The following is an 18,838-nucleotide window of genomic DNA, read 5'->3' as shown; positions in this document are numbered from 1 at the left end:
TTTTTGTTGAAAAGGCTGGAAATGAAAGAAAGTCCGTATAATTTGTATAGTATACCAAAGCTACAAGAATGTGGCATGAATAAAATGGTTATTCTTTATTTCTTCTTTTACTGACCCTACCTTTGCCCAAGGTTGCATTAGTGGGAATAAACCGATCATGTTTAGAGGTCTAACTTTATTTAATAGCGATAATCAATGGTGAACAGCACAGCAAAAATTAGCCATAAAACCGTAATTGTTAAACCGGGGTATTGATAAGATTGGTAGCTTCTCTTCCTCTTTATCCAATAATCAATAGCAATAACGGGAAGAAAGGATAAGATCATGAGAGTTAAAATTTTTGCCACACTGCTTGCGCCTTTATGAAAAGGCATCCAACTGGCTAATATTCCCGTTAGCCCTAGCCAAAAATCTTGAAATTTTATAAGGCCATAATAGGCCCAAGATTCATAATTAACCACTAAAGCCGTCGCTAAGGTAAGTGGCAAAAAGAGCTTCATGCCGGGAATGGCGAATATTTTTTTAAATAAGTCGCCAAATTCTTTCGAAAAAAACACCACAATCGAACTGAGCAAAACGACTAATGCAACCGTGAGCATACTGTCCATAGTTACCCTCTCTCTTCCAAAGCTTCCCAACGAGCATAGAGTTTCGCCAGTTCTTCTTCGTCCTGCAAGAGCTGTCGATTGCATTCGCTAATAATCTGCGCTTCTTGTTGATAAAATTCGGGCTCAGCCATTTTAAGTTGCAGTGCTGAAATTTTCTCCTCTAACGCTTCAATTTTTTTCGGTAATTGTGACAATTCGCGTTGCTCATTGAAGCTAAGTTTGGTGGAACTGCTGGCTCGTTTTGCAGGCTTGGGTGAAACCGCTTGTTCGCGTTGTTGTTTTTTCTGCGCGCGGTAATCCTCATATCCGCCAACGTATTCATTAAATTTCCCATCCTCTTCATAGACCAGCACCGAAGTAACGACTTGATTAATAAAGGCTCTGTCATGGCTAATTAAGAGTAGCGTTCCGCGGTATTCCATGAGCCTGTTTTCAAGTAGCTCGAGGGTTTCTATGTCTAAGTCATTAGTCGGCTCATCCATGACCAGAAGATTCACCGGTTTGGCGAATAATTTGGCCAATAACAAACGATTTCGTTCTCCTCCGGAAAGGGTTGAAACGGCTTGATTGAAGCGTTCGGGAGGGAATAAAAATTCACGTAGATAGGATGCCACATGCTTTTGTTTACCGTTAATGGTGACATGATCGGCTCCCTCGGCCACATTAGCCATCACGGTTTGCTGCTCGTCTAAGCGCCGGCGCAATTGATCAAAATAGGCGACCTCCAACGAGGTGCCATGTTTGAGTGTGCCAGAATCCGGCTTTAGCTCGCCTAGCAACAAGCGTATTAATGTGGTTTTCCCACAACCGTTGGGACCAATAATCCCTATTTTATCGCCGCGAGTCAGCAGCAGGGAGAAATCATTGATTAATGTTTTACCAGAAATCTGATAATTAAGATGCTTTGCTTCAAGAACAATCTCTCCTGAGCGCGTGACATCCAACGTCAGTCCCTGCATTTTGCCTAATTGTTCGCGACGAGCTTTATATTGTTCGCGCATGGCCTTAAGTGCACGAACTCGGCCTTCGTTACGAGTGCGGCGTGCTTTAATTCCTGTTCTTATCCAAGCTTCTTCCTCAGCTAAGCGCTTATCAAAAAGTTCATTCTGTTTTTGCTCGCTCAAGCGCATCGCTTCTCGTCTATCCAAATAAGTCTCATAATCACATTCGTAGGAATAGAGTTTCCCTCGATCGATTTCCACAATGCGATTGGCCACTTGGCTTAAAAACTCGCGATCATGAGTAACTACTAACACGCTGCCTGAATAGGTTTTTAAATAGGATTCTAACCACTCGATGGCATTCACATCCAAGTGGTTAGTAGGCTCATCAAGTAATAAAAGATCAGGAGAGACAATAAGCGCTGCTGCCAATAGAGCACGGCGCTTCATCCCACCCGATAATTTACTCATTTTAGCTTGGGTATCAACGCCTAAACGACTGGCCATCATTTCTACGCGTGGCAACAAATCCCAAGCATGCAGATGATCCATTTGCTGCTGACAATGCGCCAAAGCAGATGTATCGCTTGAATTTGATAACTGCTGAAATTGGCTTAACACTTCGCCAACTTCACCTAAGCTTTTCACCAGAAAATGATAGACCGTTTCGTCATTAGCATCCAACGGTACTTCTTGGGTTAAACCAGCGATGCGCAAACCACTCATCTGATTGATTTGCCCGCTATCCGGGACCAATTCGCCTTGCAAAAGACGCAATAAAGTGGACTTTCCCGCTCCATTTCGCCCCACCAATGCAACCCGATCACGAGGTTGGATTTGCCAGTCCACTTGATCAAGCAAACAATTACCCGCTAAATTTAAGAGGACATTGTGAAGGGAAACTATACTCATACAAACCTAAACTCACTTCTTTATCATTAAACGCTTATCTTGTTGCGATAAGTTAAACTGAGACAAAACATTCATCCCTAATAGCACTTCATCCTCTTTACCACCAGCAATAATCACTGCCTTGATATTATTCAGTGTAAACCTGCCAAAACTTAGTTTTTGCAAGCGTGTTAAGGAGCCTGTCACTTCACCACCCGCTGTCTGTAACCGGATAACGTAACGGCCTTGCAATCCTAATTGAGCAGCTAAATTCTGTGAAATAGCCACCAGACTAGCTCCTGTATCCACCAGGAATTTCACTGGATAATCATTGATATAGCCGTCTATACGGTAATGCCCTTCAGCATCTGGTGTGATTGTAATGGTTCCATGCTCAACTTGATAAGAGCCTTGCTCGCTTTCATTATAAGAGTAAAAAAAGACGAACAAGAGCACAAAAAGCATCAACCACGCAATAATAAACATTAAACGCCCAGTTTGGGCGTATTGTTTATTATTCACACGACTATCCTCGATGTGATGATTTTAGCACCATTATTCCATCGATTTCGATTTGAGCACCACGAGGGAGCGCGGACACACCGATCGCAGCTCTAGCGGGATAAGGCTCAGTAAAATAACGCGTCATTGCCTCATTAATTAAAGGGAAATGGTTTAAATCGGTGAGGTATACTGTAATTCTCACCAGGTCAGCCAAACCACCCCCTGCGGCCTCACAAACAGCAGCTAAATTGTCAAACACTTGATTAATCTGCATACGAATTTCGTCACTACAGAGCTGCATAGTATTAGGATCGAGCGGAATTTGACCTGATAAATAGACCGTGTTATCGCAACGAATTGCTTGACTATATGTACCAATTGCTGCGGGTGCCAAATCAGTTTGGATAGGTTGCATTGATTATTCTCCCTGCTTTTTACGATAAAGGCGCATGACTACTTTGTTGGCACGCAAACGACGCATCACTCGCGCCAAGTGAGATCTGTCGCGTACACTGATGGAAAAAGTGACTGCATTATGGCGTCCATCCCTCGGATCGACATTAATATTCCCTATATTAGACTCTGCTTCAGAAATAGCAGTAGCAAGAGCTGCCAACACCCCTCGTTGATTAGCTACCTCAACGGTAATATCAACCCAATACTCCCCTTCAACTTGCTCATCCCAACGCAATGAAATAAGTTGCTCAGGATGGCTACGTCCTTGGTTTATATTAGGGCAATCGCTGGCGTGTACCATAATTCCTCGTCCTTGTTGAAAACGACCCACAATGTTATCACCTGGAATAGGTTGGCAGCAATCAGCAAAATGCACCACCATCCCTTCAGTGCCTTTGATGGCTAAAGGACGGCTTTTGTCCGCTTTATCCAGTTCGCTGGCATCTTGATTTAAGAATAGCCGTTTGGCAATTACCATTGGCATTTGATTACCAATACCTATGGCGTACAGCAGCTCATCCTCTGATTTGTAGCTGAGATCGTGAAGTAATGCCTGTAAGGTCTCAGGAGGGACTTTATTATAGTCACTTCCTAATTCAGTGATGGATTGCTCAAGTAAGCGCTTGCCGAGAACGATGGACTCAGCATGTTGCTGACTCTTGAGAAAATGGCGGATGTTGGAACGGGCCTTACCCGTAACCACAAAATTTAACCAAGCAGGATTAGGATGGGCGCCAGGGGCAGTAATAATTTCGACAGTTTGCCCGTTGGTGAGAGGGACACTCAAAGGGACTAACCGGCGATTAACCTTGGCAGCCACACAACCGTTACCCACCCCTGAATGAACGGTATAAGCAAAATCAACCGGTGTTGCTCCTTTTGGTAGCTCCATAATATGGCCTTTCGGGGTGAAAACATAAACTTCATCTGGGAAAAGGTCAATTTTCACGTTTTCTATAAATTCTAAAGAGCTTCCTGTGATTCGCTGCATTTCTAACAATCGCTGCACCCATTCGCGAGCTCGCAATTGGGCTTCATTCACTTCCAAACCAGACGATTTATAAATCCAGTGAGCAGCCACTCCATTTTCAGCCACTTTATCCATGTCGCGCGTACGAATTTGTACCTCTAAAGGTACCCCGTAAGGGCCAAATAACGTCGTGTGTAATGATTGATATCCATTTGCTTTCGGTATACCAATGTAATCTTTAAACCGCTGCGGCACTGGCTTATAGGTGCGATGCAGGGCACCCATCACTCTATAACAGGAATCAATGTCTTCTGTAATTATCCGAAATGCAAAAACATCCGTGATTTCAGTGAAAGAAGCTTTTTTTTGCCGCATCTTGCGATAAATACTGTATAAATGTTTTTGCCGGCCAAAAACGTGTTCGTAGGGAATATTCAACCCATTTAGGGCCTCTTGTAAATCTTTTTCAATTTTCTGGGTTAGTTCACGTCGGTTGCCTCGTGCTTTTTCAACCGCTGATTTGATTGCTTGATAACGCATGGGATAAAGCGCTTGAAAGCCTAAATCTTCAAGACCGGTATAAATGGCGTGCATTCCTAGGCGATTCGCAATGGGTGCATAAATTTCCAAAGTCTCAATAGCAATTCTTCGTCGCTTAACGGAGGGCATTGAGCCTAAAGTATGCATATTGTGAAAGCGATCAGCGAGTTTTACGATAATAACTCGAATGTCTTTGACCATCGCCAACACCATTTTGCGAAAATTTTCCGCTTGTGCTTCGGCTCGCGATTCGAATTTAATCTTTGTTAACTTAGTTACCCCATCCACTAAAGCAGTGACATCCTCACCGAATTGCTGGATAAGATCCTCTTTACTGATGGAAGTGTCTTCGACTACATCATGCAGAAGGGTTGCCATGATGGTTTGATGATCAAGCCGCATACGGGCTAAAATTAATGCCGCTGCGACCGGGTGAGTAATATAGGGTTCACCTGAGCGGCGCATTTGGCCGCGGTGTGCTTTTTCAGCCACTAAATAAGCTTGATAGCATTTTTCAATAAGCGGTTGCTCAAGGTAGCATTTAAGCTCTTCATCCAGCTCCTTAAAGTAGCCCACGCCGTACTCCCCTATTCCACTACCGCTAACCTTTATTAGGCAAAGTCAACAGCAGATTATCATTCAACAAAAGCTTATGAGCACATGACAATAATCGCGTGCTCGAAAACCCAGGGCTACGCACGATTTATTAAATCCAATCTCACTCTTAACCCCACGCCCGTAACTTCTTCGCGGGATTCATCCATCGTGTAACATCACTCAATTCCGCCGATAACCGCAGAACGTAAGACGTATGTCATGCGAAGGCCCTTTAGTGCAAAACTTAATATTTACAAGGCCTTTATTAGTAATATAGTCAATTGGGGTTGTTAAATCCTAATCCTTTTCCAATATCTCTGGCGTAATTAACCCTTGCGCAATTTCTCGAAGAGCAACCACTGTGGGTTTATCATTTTCCCACTCCACTAAAGGTTGTTCTCCTCGCACTGCGATATCTCGAGCACGCTTTGTAGCAACCATTACCAGTTCAAAGCGATTTGCTACATGTTCTAAACAATCTTCCACAGTCACACGTGCCATATTCTTACCTCCGAATTAATAGCTCAAGCAGAATGCTTGTACGTTCTGAGCAGCCCCAGACAGGATAAAACGTCTGTCGGTTTGACAAATGCATCCCAAACTGAGGCGAAAATACTCTATTTTACTGCGATGCAAGCAGGAAAGAAAGTAATTTTCCTTGCTCTATTTTTTGGCGTGCCATCCGCAAGCGACTTGCCATAACAATGGATTGTAACTCTAAAGAAGCCTTATCGAAATCATCATTCACAATAAGGTAATCAAATTCAGAAAAATGGCTTAATTCGTCTTGGGCTCGTTTCATGCGATTACCAATCACTTCTTCGTCGTCTTGGCGTCGATCAAAGAGTCTTTTTTGTAAAATTTCCAGAGAAGGCGGAATAATAAACACTGAAATTGCATCGGGGAAAATTGTTTTGATCTGTTGAGCACCTTGCCAATCGATATCTAACACCACGTCAATCCCTGCTGCAAGTCGTGCATTAATTTGCTTCACTGAAGTGCCATAATAATGATTAAACACTTGCGCATGCTCAATAAAGGCATTGGCATTAATCATCTCTAAAAATTGCTGTTCATTGATAAAAAAATAATCCACACCATCCCTTTCTCCAGGACGCATTTTCCGAGTCGTATGAGAAATAGAGACCTCGATATGCTCCAAAGTGCTCACTAATTTTTTAACTAGGCTCGTTTTGCCTCCACCTGAAGGAGCAGCAACAATAATTAAATTACCCGGATAAGGTGCATCCATAGTTATCACTCTATATTTTGAATTTGTTCTCGCATTTGTTCGATTAGCACTTTCATTTCAACTGCACATTGAGTCAACACCATTGAATCTGATTTCGAGCTAAGTGTGTTTGCCTCTCGATTTAACTCTTGCATTAGAAAATCTAAACGCCGCCCAGCCGCTTCAGTATTTTTTAAAACGTTAGCCACTTCTTTAATGTGCATCTGCAGTCGATCCAATTCTTCACTGACGTCTAAACGCGTTAGCAATAGGGCAATTTCTTGCTCAATTCGAACATTATCCACATCCATTTGCAATGTTTTCAAACGATTAAGTAATTTGTCTCGAGCTTGTTGTGTATTAGCCGCCACATGAAGCATTGCATTGTTCACAACAACGCTTAAATTTTCCAGACGGCCTAGCACATAAGTTTGCAAAGCTTGTCCTTCTATTTCTCTCATTTTAAGCAATCGGGTTAATGCTTCATCGAATAATTGTTCCGCATATTGACCTAACATTTCAATATCAGGTTGCGTTGTTTGTGCAACGCCAGGCCAAGTCAGGAGAGCAGTTAAAGACAAATCATTCGCCAAATGGTGAGTGGCGGATAATTTATTTCCTGCATTAATTAACCCATTGACTAAATTTTCATTGATAAGGATAGCCTGATCATGACTACCGACATCTTGAAACTTAAGCTGACATTCTAATTTACCACGACTTATCTTGCCACGCAGCATGGCACGTAATGCGGTTTCCAAAAATCGAAATGCGTCAGGAATTCGAAAAGTCGCATCCAGATAACGATGATTTACCGATCGGATTTCCCAACAAAAAATACCTGTATCCAGTTCTTTTTGTACTCTGGCAAAAGCCGTCATGCTTTGAGTCATAATACTACTAACTAATCTAAGGTGGGGCGAATATAAACTAAATTTGTACAAATGCAAGGTTTTGCATGTGAGTAGATGGTTTGAAAGTGCCCTCAGCGTTTGATGACAGCTTACTTATGCGTCGATTATTGTTTGGATTTAACGTAAGCCATTGCTTAAACAATAGATTTGGTGTGTTTTATTTTTACCATATGGCAGCAATCATGACCTAATACTTACTAATTAGGATTTATTTTGTACAATAACCCTCAACTTAAACTCCTCTAAAATAAATAATTTATGCCAAAAAATTCAAATTTTGGGTTTCGCGTTTCAGAAGTCAATAATGAGACCGACTATACCTATAAAAAAGAGCCCCAAAAAGAGCATTTTGAGTCTCTTGGGTATGAATACCGAAGAGAGTTGGGTATAATTTCCCATTTTCATCGAGGATTATCATGCGCCCTAGTAATCGCGAACCCAATGCACTGCGTCCTATTAAAATTACACGAAATTATACCGCTCATGCCGAAGGTTCCGTGCTCATCGAATTTGGTCAAACTCGCGTGGTTTGCAATGTTTCAGTCATTGACGGCGTACCCCGCTTTCTTAAAGGTAAAAACCAGGGTTGGATAACTGCTGAATATGGCATGCTACCCCGTGCCACTCACAGCCGAACAGAGCGAGAAGCGAGTAAAGGCAAACAAGGCGGTAGAACGTTAGAAATTCAACGCCTTATCGGTCGTTCCTTACGCACTTGTATTGATTTAAAGGTTTTAGGTGAAGTCACCCTAACCATCGACTGCGATGTCATCCAAGCTGATGGAGGCACACGCACCGCAGCAATTACCGGCTCTTGCATCGCGCTGAAAGATGCATTGACGTGGATGGTGACCCGAGAAAAATTACGCAAAATGCCTGCTTTTAATTATGTCGCTGCAGTTTCGGTAGGTATTTATCGAGGCCAACCCGTTTTAGATTTGGATTACGCCGAAGACGTTCTTGCTGAAACAGACATGAATGTCGTGATGAATGAAGAAGGCCATTTCATTGAGATTCAAGGCACTGCTGAGGATAGAAGCTTTACTCGGGATCAGCTAAATAGCATGCTTTCATTGGCAGAAAGCGGCATTACCCAGTTAATTGAGTTGCAAAAAAATGCCGATTAAATGGGTTATCGAATGATGACCATTGCAGAACGGATCGCGCAAATTCAACAAGTGATTGCCACAACAGCCGAATCCTGCCAGCGCTCACCTCATGAGATTGAGTTACTGGCAGTAAGTAAAGGACAACCTACTAACGCAATTGCAGAGGCTGTTGCGGCAGGAATTTGCCATATTGGTGAAAATTATTGGCAAGAAGCAAAAACAAAAATGCGTGCTTTAACGCATTTACCCATTTGCTGGCATTTTATTGGTCCAATTCAAAGTAATAAGACGCAAGAAATAGCTCAAGCCTTCAGCTGGGTCCATAGTGTGAGCCGAGAAAAAATTGCTCGGCTCCTTGCCCAACACAGGCCAGCACATCTTCCCGCACTCAATGTGTGTCTGCAAGTGAATTTGGATGAAGAAGAAACTAAATCTGGGCTTCTCCCGCAGCAGGTGCATGAACTTGCTTTAATTGCTCATCAGCTACCTCGTTTAAAATTGCGTGGCTTGATGACTATTCCTAAACCACAGTTAGGCGAGCAACAGCAGTATGAGAGTTTATTGCGTTTAACGAATCTTTTTAACCAACTTAATCAAGAACTGGGTTTGAATCTCGATACATTATCGATGGGAATGACAGAGGATTTAGTTGCAGCAATTCGTGCAGGAAGTACAATGGTTCGTATTGGTAGAGCCATTTTTGGCGAACGAAGGTAATTTAATGAAAATTCATTTTATTGGTTTCGGTAATATGGCGAAAGCCATTGCGCACAGCTTATGCGGTCAACTTAACTATCATCTTACTGCCACCTCTCCTTCATTAAACGAAGGAAAAACCTCTGAAGGAATTATTACACATCCTCATAATCTAGTGGGTATTAAAGAAGCAGATCTGGTGATATTGGCAGTAAAGCCCACTAAGATGGCGACTGTTTTATCGGAAATTAAAGAAGCATTGCCTAAACATTGCCTGCTCATCTCGGTCGCTGCCGGCTTAAGTTTAAACTGGCTAGGGCAACACTGTCGTCCGGGACAACCGATAATCCGCTCCATGCCCAATATAGCTATTACCCTAGGCAAAGGCGCAACACCTCTGATTGCCAATTCGTTTGTCAACGACGAACAAAAAGGCATTGCAGAACAAATTTTCAAGAACTCAGGAATTGTTTCTTGGACAACAGAGGAAAAGGACATTGATGCCTTTACCGCTCTTTCTGGTAGCGGACCTGCTTATGTCTTTTTCTTTTTAGAGGCCCTGATTGATTCAGCAAAAAAATTAGGTCTGAATGAAGAAATTGCCAGAACTTTTACCTTGCAAACCGTTGTTGGTGCTTTAGAATTAGCCTCAAATTCGACACTTGAAATTAAAGAATTGCGAAAAAAGGTAACCTCACCTGCTGGCACAACGGCAGCCGCTATCGATATACTTGAGCAGCAAGGGTTTGCCGAATTGCTCTTTAAAGCCATGGAAGCGGCGTACGAACGCGCGAAACAGCTTGGTGCCTCACCCATGCTATAGTTGTATAGCTTAAGAATACTTTTTAACGAGGGGTAACATGTCAGGATTTATCGCTGTGGGTCATTTTTTAGTTTCACTCTTCTTCGGATTAGTGTTGCTCTTATTATGGGCGCGTATGTTTTTGCGCTACTTCAAAATTTCTCCACTTCATCCCGTTTCTCAGATGATTAACACCTTTGCGGATCCGTTAATAAAACCTGTTCAAGGTTTAATTCCTTCTGATAAAGCGCATCCAAGTCGTTATGATTGGGCTTGTTTAGCAGTCATCTTTATTGTTGAAGTCATTAAGTACATTCTACTTAGCTTCTTTCTTTATGGCACTATGATGCCTTTAACTTACTTATTTGTGTTTGTGTTGGCCGATCTCATCTCTCAGCCCTGCAATCTGCTTTTTTATCTCATTTTGATTCGAGTCGTTATGAGCTGGGTCAAGCCCGATTGGCATCATCCTGTTGAAGAGGTGATCAGAAAGATTACCGATCCTTTATTAGCACTCGGACGTTATTTAATCCCTGATATTTCTGGTTTTGATTTTTCACCTTTTATTATCATGATCATTCTAAAAGCCATTGTCTTATTCATGAGTGCATCATTACCATTGAGACTTATTTAACGTTTGCCATTCCCGCGAAAGCGGGAATCTTTTGCAAAGCAAATGAATAAAATTTTTTCCCTACAGAAAATTTAAGAGCGCTTTGTTGAAAAGTATCACAATTTAGCAGGAAGAGAGCTATACTAGAATCAAGTTGGACCATTTTGGATAAGCTCATGAGCAGCCGATTAGTCATCACTGTAGGAATTGTTTCTTTCTCAATGAATGCAATGGCCAGTGTACAATCCTATTATTGTCCTCAAAATCAGGGCTATATCAATGTAGGTATGACCCCGGATCAAGTTATTGCTGCTTGTGGGCAACCATTAAGCCAACAACAATCCAATCAACCTGTGATGCAAAAGGTACCCGTGCAGCAGCTCATGTATAATAACGCAGGAAGCCCAACAGCGTTTTATGGGGTATGGTCAATACCTACTGGTACTAGTGGCGGAGCCCAGCTGCAAGTCAACATTGTTGATAATAAAGTTCAATCGGTCAATATCAATGGTTCAGGGACTAATGCTTTCTCCGTTTGTGGAGGTACTAGCATTCAAGTTGGCGATCCTGCCTCTAAAGTCTACGGCGCATGCGGTAGTCCTTCTGTGGTGAATAATTCTTATATCAATCAACCCATCCAATCTAACCAAAAACCACAAATTTGGATTTACCAGCCGGGAGAATATCAATCGCCAATTACCTTGACATTTGTTAATGGCAAATTACAATCCATCGATTAATTTCTATTGTGGAATCAACCATGAGTGCATCGATCGATGATTTAACTATTGCTTATAGCGAAGACGGTACTGAAACAACAAGGGAATTGGGAAAACATATTTTATCCAAAGGCGCCTGGACAACCATTCTATTTCGCTATCAAGATTGGGATAACAGCAAAAACGATTTCGGACCGGTGAAATACTCGATTAGGCGTTATCAAAAGCGTAACAATCAATACTGGATGAAATCTAAATTCAATATTTCCAGCGAAGAGCAAGCACGAAAAATTATTGAAGTTCTGACCGATTGGCTTGCCCAGGACGCATCACCGTCGGCATAAGAAATCTCAGCAAGCACAGCAAACAATCTTCACGCTTGGAGATCTCACTCCGTCCGAAACGAGACATTTAGGCCCTCGCGTATGACCCTGTCATCATGCGTAAATGCTGTCATCACAGTAGAGTGCTGGGATCACATGTAGAGTACTAACATCACACATATATGCTAGCATCACACATGGCTGGCATCACACGTATAATGCTGGCATCACGCCTATAAATGCTGGCATCTCGGGGCATAATCTGGCTTCTCGGCATATTTCTGTCATCCCGAGCAAAGCGAGGGACCTCCGATTCTCGGTAGTCACCCCATCCACAACGATTCATCAAAAACCAACCCTAACTCGGCGCGTTTTTGAATCTTCACCCAAAGTGTTTTATAATTTCTTGCTATTCTATCCTCGGAGTGCCTGTTGCATGAAAAATCGCTCTATTCTCTTGCTTTCGACACTCATCCTCTTCACCACGCTTGGTTATATCTATACTAGCCATCACAAGAAAATAGACACCCATGGTAATGAAGTAAAAGCAATCACTGTCGAGACCGCTCAAGTGACTGAAAAAATTCTGGCTGAAAAATTCGAAACGCTAGGAAGTCTCGCAAGCACTGACAATATTGATATTAGTTCCGAATTGGCGGGGCAAATTGCTGCCATTTATTTTACACCCGGGGCCTACGTGAAAAAAGGAACTCTTCTTATCCAATTGGATGATACGGTATTAAAAAGTGAATTAGCGAGCGCAAAGGCCAATTTAACGTTAAGCGAAACCAATTACATTCGCACCAAAGAATTAGCTAAGCGCAGCCTTGCTTCTGAACAAGCTTTGGATAAAACGCTAGCTGATTTGCAGGAAAAGGAAAACACCGTCAAGGTAAAACAAGCTCAACTTGAAAAACTAAGTTTGCGTGCCCCTTTTTCTGGCACACTAGGCTCAAGGCAAGTGAGTGTTGGGCAATACGTTAAAGTTGGACAGCCCTTAGTTCGTTTAGTGGCTAATCAAAAACTGCGCGTCGAATATAATCTGCCAGAACGCTATTTGCCTAAACTCCATCTTGGACAAAAAGTTACCGTGCGTTCGGATGCCTTTCCCAATAAAACTTACCTAGGCATCGTCAATTATATCGATCCTGCGGTCGACAAACAAACACGTACCATTGCAGTCGAAGCCCTAATCGATAACGTAGAACGCCTATTATCCGCTGGATTATTCGTGCGCGTAAGTCATCAGTTCGGAGAAAGAAAAAAGCGGCTTCTTGTCCCAGAAGAAAGTTTGATTCCTACGATCAATGGCCAGAAAATTTTTATCTTACGCGGCAAAAAGGCAGTCGCAGTTCGCGTTAAAACGGGCGTACATCACGCTTCGATGACTGAAATTTGTAGTGGGCTTAATTCCAGCGATATTGTTATTATACGTGGCCAACATAAGCTAAAAGAAGGCAGTCGAGTTATTGATATTCGTAAAGGATAAAGCTCATGATCAATTTTCCAGAACGATGTATTAAACGCCCTGTTTTTACCATTGTTCTTACTTTGATTTTGGTCATCGCTGGTTTAATTCACTTCAGTAAACTACCCCTCAGGCATCTACCGAATATCGATAAGCCAATCGTGCATATTGCAACAGATTTTGATGGAGCAAGCCCTGAGTTAGTTGAGAAAGAAATCACTATTCCTATAGAGAATGCGATTTCAGGCATTTCAGGAATTGATACGCTTCGCTCGATGAGCCTTATTGGCAAGAGTCGAATCAATATTGATTTCCAACTCGGTGTCGATATTAATGAAGCAGTCAATGATATTCGTAATAAGCTTTCTGCTCTTTCAGCAAAATTACCGAATGATAGTCATTCGCCCACTGTGAGTAAAAACGATGCTGAGGCCAATCCTGTAGCCGTTATTGGTTTTAATGATCAATTAAAAACACCCCTGGAGATCACGGACTACGTGACGCGTAATATCAAACCCATTCTGCAAGAAATTAAAGGAGTTGGCGAAGTTATTTTCCACGGTGGGCGGGATTATGCGGTTAAGATTGCTTTAGATCCGGTTAGAATGGCCGCTCATCAGGTCACCGTTGCCGAGGTAAAAAATGCACTAATGCAGCAGAATATTGATGTCCCAAGTGGACAAATTAAAAGCACAAATCGTTATTATACCGTGGTTACGCATGCGCGCTTACAAGACGCTAAACACTTCTCTGATTTAGTGATTGCTCAACGCAATAATCAAGTCATTCGCTTAGCTGAAATTGCTCGAATTACGGTCGGTAGCGAAAATGAAGATAATTTGCTGCGTATTAACGGCAAACCTGCTGTGGGACTAGCAATATTGGCCCAATCCACAGCTAATCCAGTAGAAGTTGCCGCTGCAGTTCATAAGACGATTAATTCATTAAAACAAAACCTCCCTCCTGGGTTTAATATTCAATTTGTTTTTGATTCCACTCGCTACATTAAACAATCCATCCATGAGGTGTATAAAACCTTTATTGAAGCAGTGCTGTTTGTTGGTTTAGTGGTTTTTCTTTTTTTAGGAAATCTTCGCGCAGCCATTATTCCTATTATCACTATCCCAATTTGCTTAGTGAGTGCTTTTTGGCCCATGTATTTACTTGGATTTGAACTCAATACCCTTACTTTTTTGGCTATGGTCTTAGCCATAGGGCTTGTGGTGGATGATGCAATTGTCGTATTAGAAAACTGCCATCGCCACATGCAAGCAGGATTAAGTCCTATGCAAGCTGCAATCAAAGGATCCAACGAAATTATCTTTGTGGTCTTAGCAATGACAATCACTTTGGCCGCAGTTTATGCCCCCATGGGATTTGTTGCGGGTTTTACAGGAAAATTGTTCCTTCAATTTGGTACCACTCTGGCACTCAGTGTCATTATCTCGGGAATTGTTGCCTTAAGTTTATCTCCCATGATGTGCTCAAAATTGCTAAAACAAGAAGACGGGCGCTATAGTCGCTGGTTAGATCGCCAATTTGACAAATTAGGCTCTTGCTACCAGCAAAGCTTAAATCTTGCTCTCAATCATCCGCGACGTTTATCCCTTCTATTATTGTTTTCCTGTTTGCTAGGTTTGTTTTGCTATTTCCACTTAGGTGCAGAACTTGCACCAATTGAAGATCAATCTTACATCATGGGCCCCATTTCTTCCCCCACTAACTCCAGCACTAATTACACCGATCAATACAGTCGCGAACTTGAAGCGATTTATGAAACTATACCGGAAAAAGCAACTTATCTGACTTCTGTGAAACCAAACTCCGCATTCACCTTACTCAAACTCGTTCCTTGGGATAAGCGTCACCGTTCACAAAAAGAAATTAGCAATGAACTGAGTGATAAAATGCAAAAAATTACCGGCGTTAGCGTTTTTCCGGTTAGCCCCAACCCTTTTGGTCATCGAGGAGGAACGAATAGTCAGTTCAATGTAGCCCTTTTAGGAAATAGTTCCTATTTAAGGCTGAATGATATCAGCAGTGAAATTGTAAAAACACTCGCTGATGATCCTCGTTTAAGACACGTGAAAAACAATCTAGCACTCGATAGTGAACAGGTTGATATTGAAATTGACCGCCAATTAGCCGCTGATTTAGATGTCAATTTGGCCGATGTGGCTGAACTGCTTTCAACGATGTTAGGCGGAAACAATCCAGTCAATTTTAATTTTGATGGCCAATCCTATAAAGTCATTTTGCAACTGCAACAATCCGATCGGCGCGATGTTTCGGTACTTAATAAACTTTACGTGCGAAGCGGCCGTGGCCGTATGATCCCTCTGTCTACCCTTATACAAATTAAAAACACCATAGGACCAGACAGCCTCCCTCATTTAAATCGAATGCGTGCAGCCAACATCAGTGCCGAATTAACGCCAGGTGCTAGGCTTAATGAGGTCATCAAAGACGTCAAACGGCTGTTAAAAGAAAAGCTACCCGAAGACGTTCAATATCGCTTTATAGGTGCTGTTAAAGACTACATTGAATCATCTCACAATAGCTTTTATGCCTTTTTGCTTGCCTTACTGTTTATTTATCTTGTACTTGCGGCTCAATTCGAAAGTTTTATTGACCCACTCATTGTGCTTTTCAGTGTGCCCTTATGCCTAGTTGGGGCAATATCTGCTCTTTATTTGTTTGGGGAAAATTTATCCATTTATACCAATATTGGCATGGTTACTCTCATTGGTCTTATTACCAAACATGGCATTATGATTACCGAATTTGCTAATCATCAAATTAAGCGAGGACGTCATAAACGCGAAGCAATTATAGAGAGTGCACGGATTCGGTTACGCCCTATTTTAATGACTACTTTAGCCATGATTTTAGGTGCTCTACCCTTAGCTTTAGCATCCGGAGCCGGGGGTGAAAGCAGACAGCAATTAGGTCTAGTCATTATTAGCGGTATGATGGTGGGAACATTTTTTTCTTTATACATTGTTCCATTAGCTTATTTAATTATCTCTAAAAAATCCGTCCCTCTCACCGCAAATGAAAGTTCGGTGGTCACTCCCATTTCATTGGCAAGCTGATATCAGACAACGAGCTCTATTGCATTTAGTTTGATCTTGTTCAATTGACAAGATAAGACATCTGGACTAAATTGTTCGCTTTGATAATACTGAGCAAAAATTATTATCAGGACCTACGCAATAAAGCAGCATTGATTTCTGCGGTTTATCGCGAAATCCCAGACCACCAAGCCGCTTAATTTATGAATTCCGCACAGTTCGCGGGAGGGTAGGAATTAAGGACCACATTGGATTCATAAATGGTTTCATCTCATCCGAAATATCGTCCAGACATTGACGGGTTACGTGCAATAGCCGTCCTCTCTGTGGTTGGCTTTCATGCCTTTCCAGGTTTACTTAAAGGCGGCTTTATTGGTGTTGATATTTTTTTTGTCATTTCCGGATTTTTAATTTCGTCGATTATCTTTGGCAGCTTAGAGCAAAATAACTTTAAAATTACTGACTTTTACAGCAGACGCATAAGGCGGATCTTCCCTTCACTTTTACTCGTTTTACTAAGCTGTTTTTTATTGGGTTGGTTTGCCTTGTTTGCTAATGAATACAAGCAATTAGGCAAGCATATTTTTAGCGGCGCCAGTTTTATTTCAAATATTACCTTATGGACTGAAAGCGGCTATTTCGATAATTCGGCTGAAACAAAACCTCTACTGCATCTTTGGTCACTGGGTATCGAAGAACAATTTTATATTATTTGGCCTTTATTGCTGTATTTCGCATGGAAGCGAAAAATGAATCTCTTATCGATTGTCATCGCAGTCTGTTTTATTTCATTTGCCTTAAATATTGGCAGGGTGCACCGCGATGTGATTGGCGCATTCTACGCGCCGCAAACTCGCTTTTGGGAGCTGTTATTGGGTTCACTTTTAGCCTATCTGACGTTGTATCCCCAAAACTACTTCGCCTTTGTCGAAAAGCTTAACTTGAAATTCAAAAAAACCACTGTGCACTCCAATCGGCCTAATCTTTTTCTTATTTCACCTAATGCACGCTCAGCATTGGGTGGAATCCTAATTATTCTTGGCATTCTGTTTATTATCAAAGGACGTGCTTTTCCCGGATGGTGGGCATTATTACCTTGTGGCGGAGCTGCTTTAATCATTTCAGCAGGGCCGAACACATGGTTCAATCGTCATGTTCTCTCTAACAAGATATTGGTATGGTTTGGCTTAATTAGCTTTCCTTTATACCTCTGGCATTGGCCCATACTCTCTTTTGCCCGAATCATCGAAAGCCAAGTTCCTTCCCCTAAAACCCGTCTCTTCCTAATTTTACTTTCGATTGTATTAGCCTGGCTAACCTTTGAATTCATTGAAAAACCCATTCGTCGACGCGGGCAAAAAAAGATTGCTATCACTCTTCTTTTCTTCATGGCAATGGTAGGGTGTATTGGCCTTTACTGCTATAAGGAAAATGGTTTTTTTGCTGCTCGACCCTTCGTGCAATACACTGAAAAAGCGTACTCCCAATTTGTAGGTCCGCTATGGAAATACACTAAAAATGAGACTTGTTTAAAGCGCTTTCCTTTTGCCAAGGCGAAGGAGTACTCCTGGTGGTTTTGTATGCTCACTCGCGATGAAAAACCTAATCTTATCCTGCTTGGAGACAGTTTAGCCAATCAGCTTTATGCGGGACTTTCGCAAAACAGTGTCTTCTCAAAATACAACATTCTCTCCATAGGCACTTGTGACCCCGCTGAAGTGGATAAAACAAAATTGACTAAAGATTACACCCGTTCACCTTGCTCAGGTGACCGCCCCCTTCATCAACAGCAATTTATCAATCAACTCATTGAAAATAATGCGGACTCGCTGAAATATGCCATCTTAAGCTTAAGTGGGAGTATCAACGATCCCAGTTATATTTCGCGCTTGAAAAAACGAGTTGATTTTTTAGAGAAAAACCACATTAAAGTCATCGTGTTTTTAAGGCCCCTCCATTTTGATACCAACATTCAAAAATGTTTTTCTAGGCCCTTTAGCTCTACTCCCCCAGCAACCTGTGAATTCAGCCTTGCACAAAGGGAAGAAATAGAAACCCTTTTTAAGCCAATCAGGGAATCCTTTGCTAAATCGAATCCGGACGTTCTCTTCTTTGATCAAAACGATTTGTTTTGCAAAGGCGGAAAATGTTCGATGGTATACAATGGGATGCCCCTCATGAGAGATGACGTTCACATTTCTGAATATGCGAGTATTAAGGTTTCAAAACTTTTTGCAAAATGGGCAGCTAAACATGTTCCCGAGATGGTTGGTTGAGCCCCAGCCAAAATATCAGAAATACACCTATTTTAGGGGATGTTTACATAGAATATCGATTAAAGCACCAGAGGATGAATATGATCAAAAATTGACATAAATGACC

The 18,838-nt window shown here is 41.9% G+C and carries 17 protein-coding genes; 9 read left to right on the top strand and 8 right to left on the bottom strand.

Going from position 1 to position 18,838, the window contains the following annotated elements; all coding sequences use genetic code 11:
- Positions 1–179: 179 nt before the first annotated feature.
- From B5D33_RS02785 to B5D33_RS02750, 8 genes are all read right to left on the bottom strand, one after another.
- A complete protein-coding gene (locus B5D33_RS02785; RefSeq protein ID WP_058453276.1) occupies positions 180–608 on the bottom strand; it encodes a hypothetical protein in 429 nt (142 codons plus the stop codon).
- A 2-nt stretch (positions 609–610) separates the two neighbouring features.
- Entirely contained in the window at positions 611–2,461 is a 1,851-nt protein-coding gene (locus B5D33_RS02780; protein ID WP_058453275.1) for an ATP-binding cassette domain-containing protein, read from the bottom strand.
- A 12-nt stretch (positions 2,462–2,473) separates the two neighbouring features.
- A complete protein-coding gene (locus B5D33_RS02775) occupies positions 2,474–2,962 on the bottom strand; it encodes a retropepsin-like aspartic protease family protein (RefSeq protein WP_058453274.1) in 489 nt (162 codons plus the stop codon).
- Between the two features lie 4 nt (positions 2,963–2,966).
- Complete coding sequence (locus B5D33_RS02770) at positions 2,967–3,359, bottom strand: RidA family protein (RefSeq protein WP_058453273.1); 393 nt, start codon at positions 3,357–3,359, stop codon at positions 2,967–2,969.
- A 3-nt stretch (positions 3,360–3,362) separates the two neighbouring features.
- On the bottom strand, positions 3,363–5,486 hold the full coding sequence (gene spoT, locus B5D33_RS02765; RefSeq protein ID WP_078767314.1) for a bifunctional GTP diphosphokinase/guanosine-3',5'-bis pyrophosphate 3'-pyrophosphohydrolase: 2,124 nt from the start codon (positions 5,484–5,486) through the stop codon (positions 3,363–3,365).
- 318 nt (positions 5,487–5,804) lie between these two features.
- Positions 5,805–6,008: a DNA-directed RNA polymerase subunit omega gene (gene rpoZ, locus B5D33_RS02760; protein WP_058453271.1), complete on the bottom strand. Its 204-nt coding sequence runs from the start codon at positions 6,006–6,008 to the stop codon at positions 5,805–5,807.
- 121 nt (positions 6,009–6,129) lie between these two features.
- Positions 6,130–6,759: a guanylate kinase gene (gene gmk / locus B5D33_RS02755; RefSeq protein ID WP_058453270.1), complete on the bottom strand. Its 630-nt coding sequence runs from the start codon at positions 6,757–6,759 to the stop codon at positions 6,130–6,132.
- Between the two features lie 5 nt (positions 6,760–6,764).
- Complete coding sequence (locus tag B5D33_RS02750) at positions 6,765–7,631, bottom strand: YicC/YloC family endoribonuclease (RefSeq protein WP_058453269.1); 867 nt, start codon at positions 7,629–7,631, stop codon at positions 6,765–6,767.
- A gap of 437 nt (positions 7,632–8,068) precedes the next feature.
- Between B5D33_RS02750 and rph the strand changes: the two genes are divergently transcribed.
- The 9 genes from rph (at position 8,069) to B5D33_RS02705 (ending at position 18,732) form a co-directional block, all read left to right on the top strand.
- Complete coding sequence (gene rph / locus B5D33_RS02745; RefSeq protein ID WP_058453268.1) at positions 8,069–8,779, top strand: ribonuclease PH; 711 nt, start codon at positions 8,069–8,071, stop codon at positions 8,777–8,779.
- 15 nt (positions 8,780–8,794) lie between these two features.
- Positions 8,795–9,478 (top strand): YggS family pyridoxal phosphate-dependent enzyme, encoded by a 684-nt coding sequence (locus B5D33_RS02740; protein WP_058453458.1) that lies wholly within the window; start codon positions 8,795–8,797, stop codon positions 9,476–9,478.
- A gap of 4 nt (positions 9,479–9,482) precedes the next feature.
- The gene (gene proC / locus B5D33_RS02735) at positions 9,483–10,280 is read left to right on the top strand and encodes a pyrroline-5-carboxylate reductase (protein WP_058453267.1); all 798 of its coding nucleotides are present in this window, start codon (positions 9,483–9,485) and stop codon (positions 10,278–10,280) included.
- A gap of 37 nt (positions 10,281–10,317) precedes the next feature.
- Complete coding sequence (locus B5D33_RS02730) at positions 10,318–10,893, top strand: YggT family protein (protein ID WP_058453266.1); 576 nt, start codon at positions 10,318–10,320, stop codon at positions 10,891–10,893.
- Between the two features lie 155 nt (positions 10,894–11,048).
- The gene (locus tag B5D33_RS02725; RefSeq protein WP_058453265.1) at positions 11,049–11,612 is read left to right on the top strand and encodes a DUF2845 domain-containing protein; all 564 of its coding nucleotides are present in this window, start codon (positions 11,049–11,051) and stop codon (positions 11,610–11,612) included.
- Positions 11,613–11,632: 20 nt separating this feature from the next.
- Positions 11,633–11,935, top strand: coding sequence for a hypothetical protein (locus B5D33_RS02720; RefSeq protein WP_058453264.1), 303 nt, complete (start codon positions 11,633–11,635; stop codon positions 11,933–11,935).
- A 415-nt stretch (positions 11,936–12,350) separates the two neighbouring features.
- Positions 12,351–13,403 carry an efflux RND transporter periplasmic adaptor subunit gene (locus B5D33_RS02715; protein WP_058453263.1) on the top strand — a complete coding sequence of 351 codons (1,053 nt, stop codon included), beginning with the start codon at positions 12,351–12,353 and terminating at the stop codon, positions 13,401–13,403.
- A 5-nt stretch (positions 13,404–13,408) separates the two neighbouring features.
- Positions 13,409–16,477 (top strand): efflux RND transporter permease subunit, encoded by a 3,069-nt coding sequence (locus B5D33_RS02710; protein ID WP_058453262.1) that lies wholly within the window; start codon positions 13,409–13,411, stop codon positions 16,475–16,477.
- A 239-nt stretch (positions 16,478–16,716) separates the two neighbouring features.
- Positions 16,717–18,732 (top strand): acyltransferase family protein, encoded by a 2,016-nt coding sequence (locus B5D33_RS02705; RefSeq protein WP_058453261.1) that lies wholly within the window; start codon positions 16,717–16,719, stop codon positions 18,730–18,732.
- Positions 18,733–18,838 lie beyond the last annotated feature (106 nt).

It is taken from the genome of Legionella maceachernii (genome assembly GCF_900167045.1).
Lineage (GTDB): Bacteria > Pseudomonadota > Gammaproteobacteria > Legionellales > Legionellaceae > Tatlockia > Tatlockia maceachernii.
This window is presented reverse-complemented; position numbering and strand designations above follow the sequence as displayed.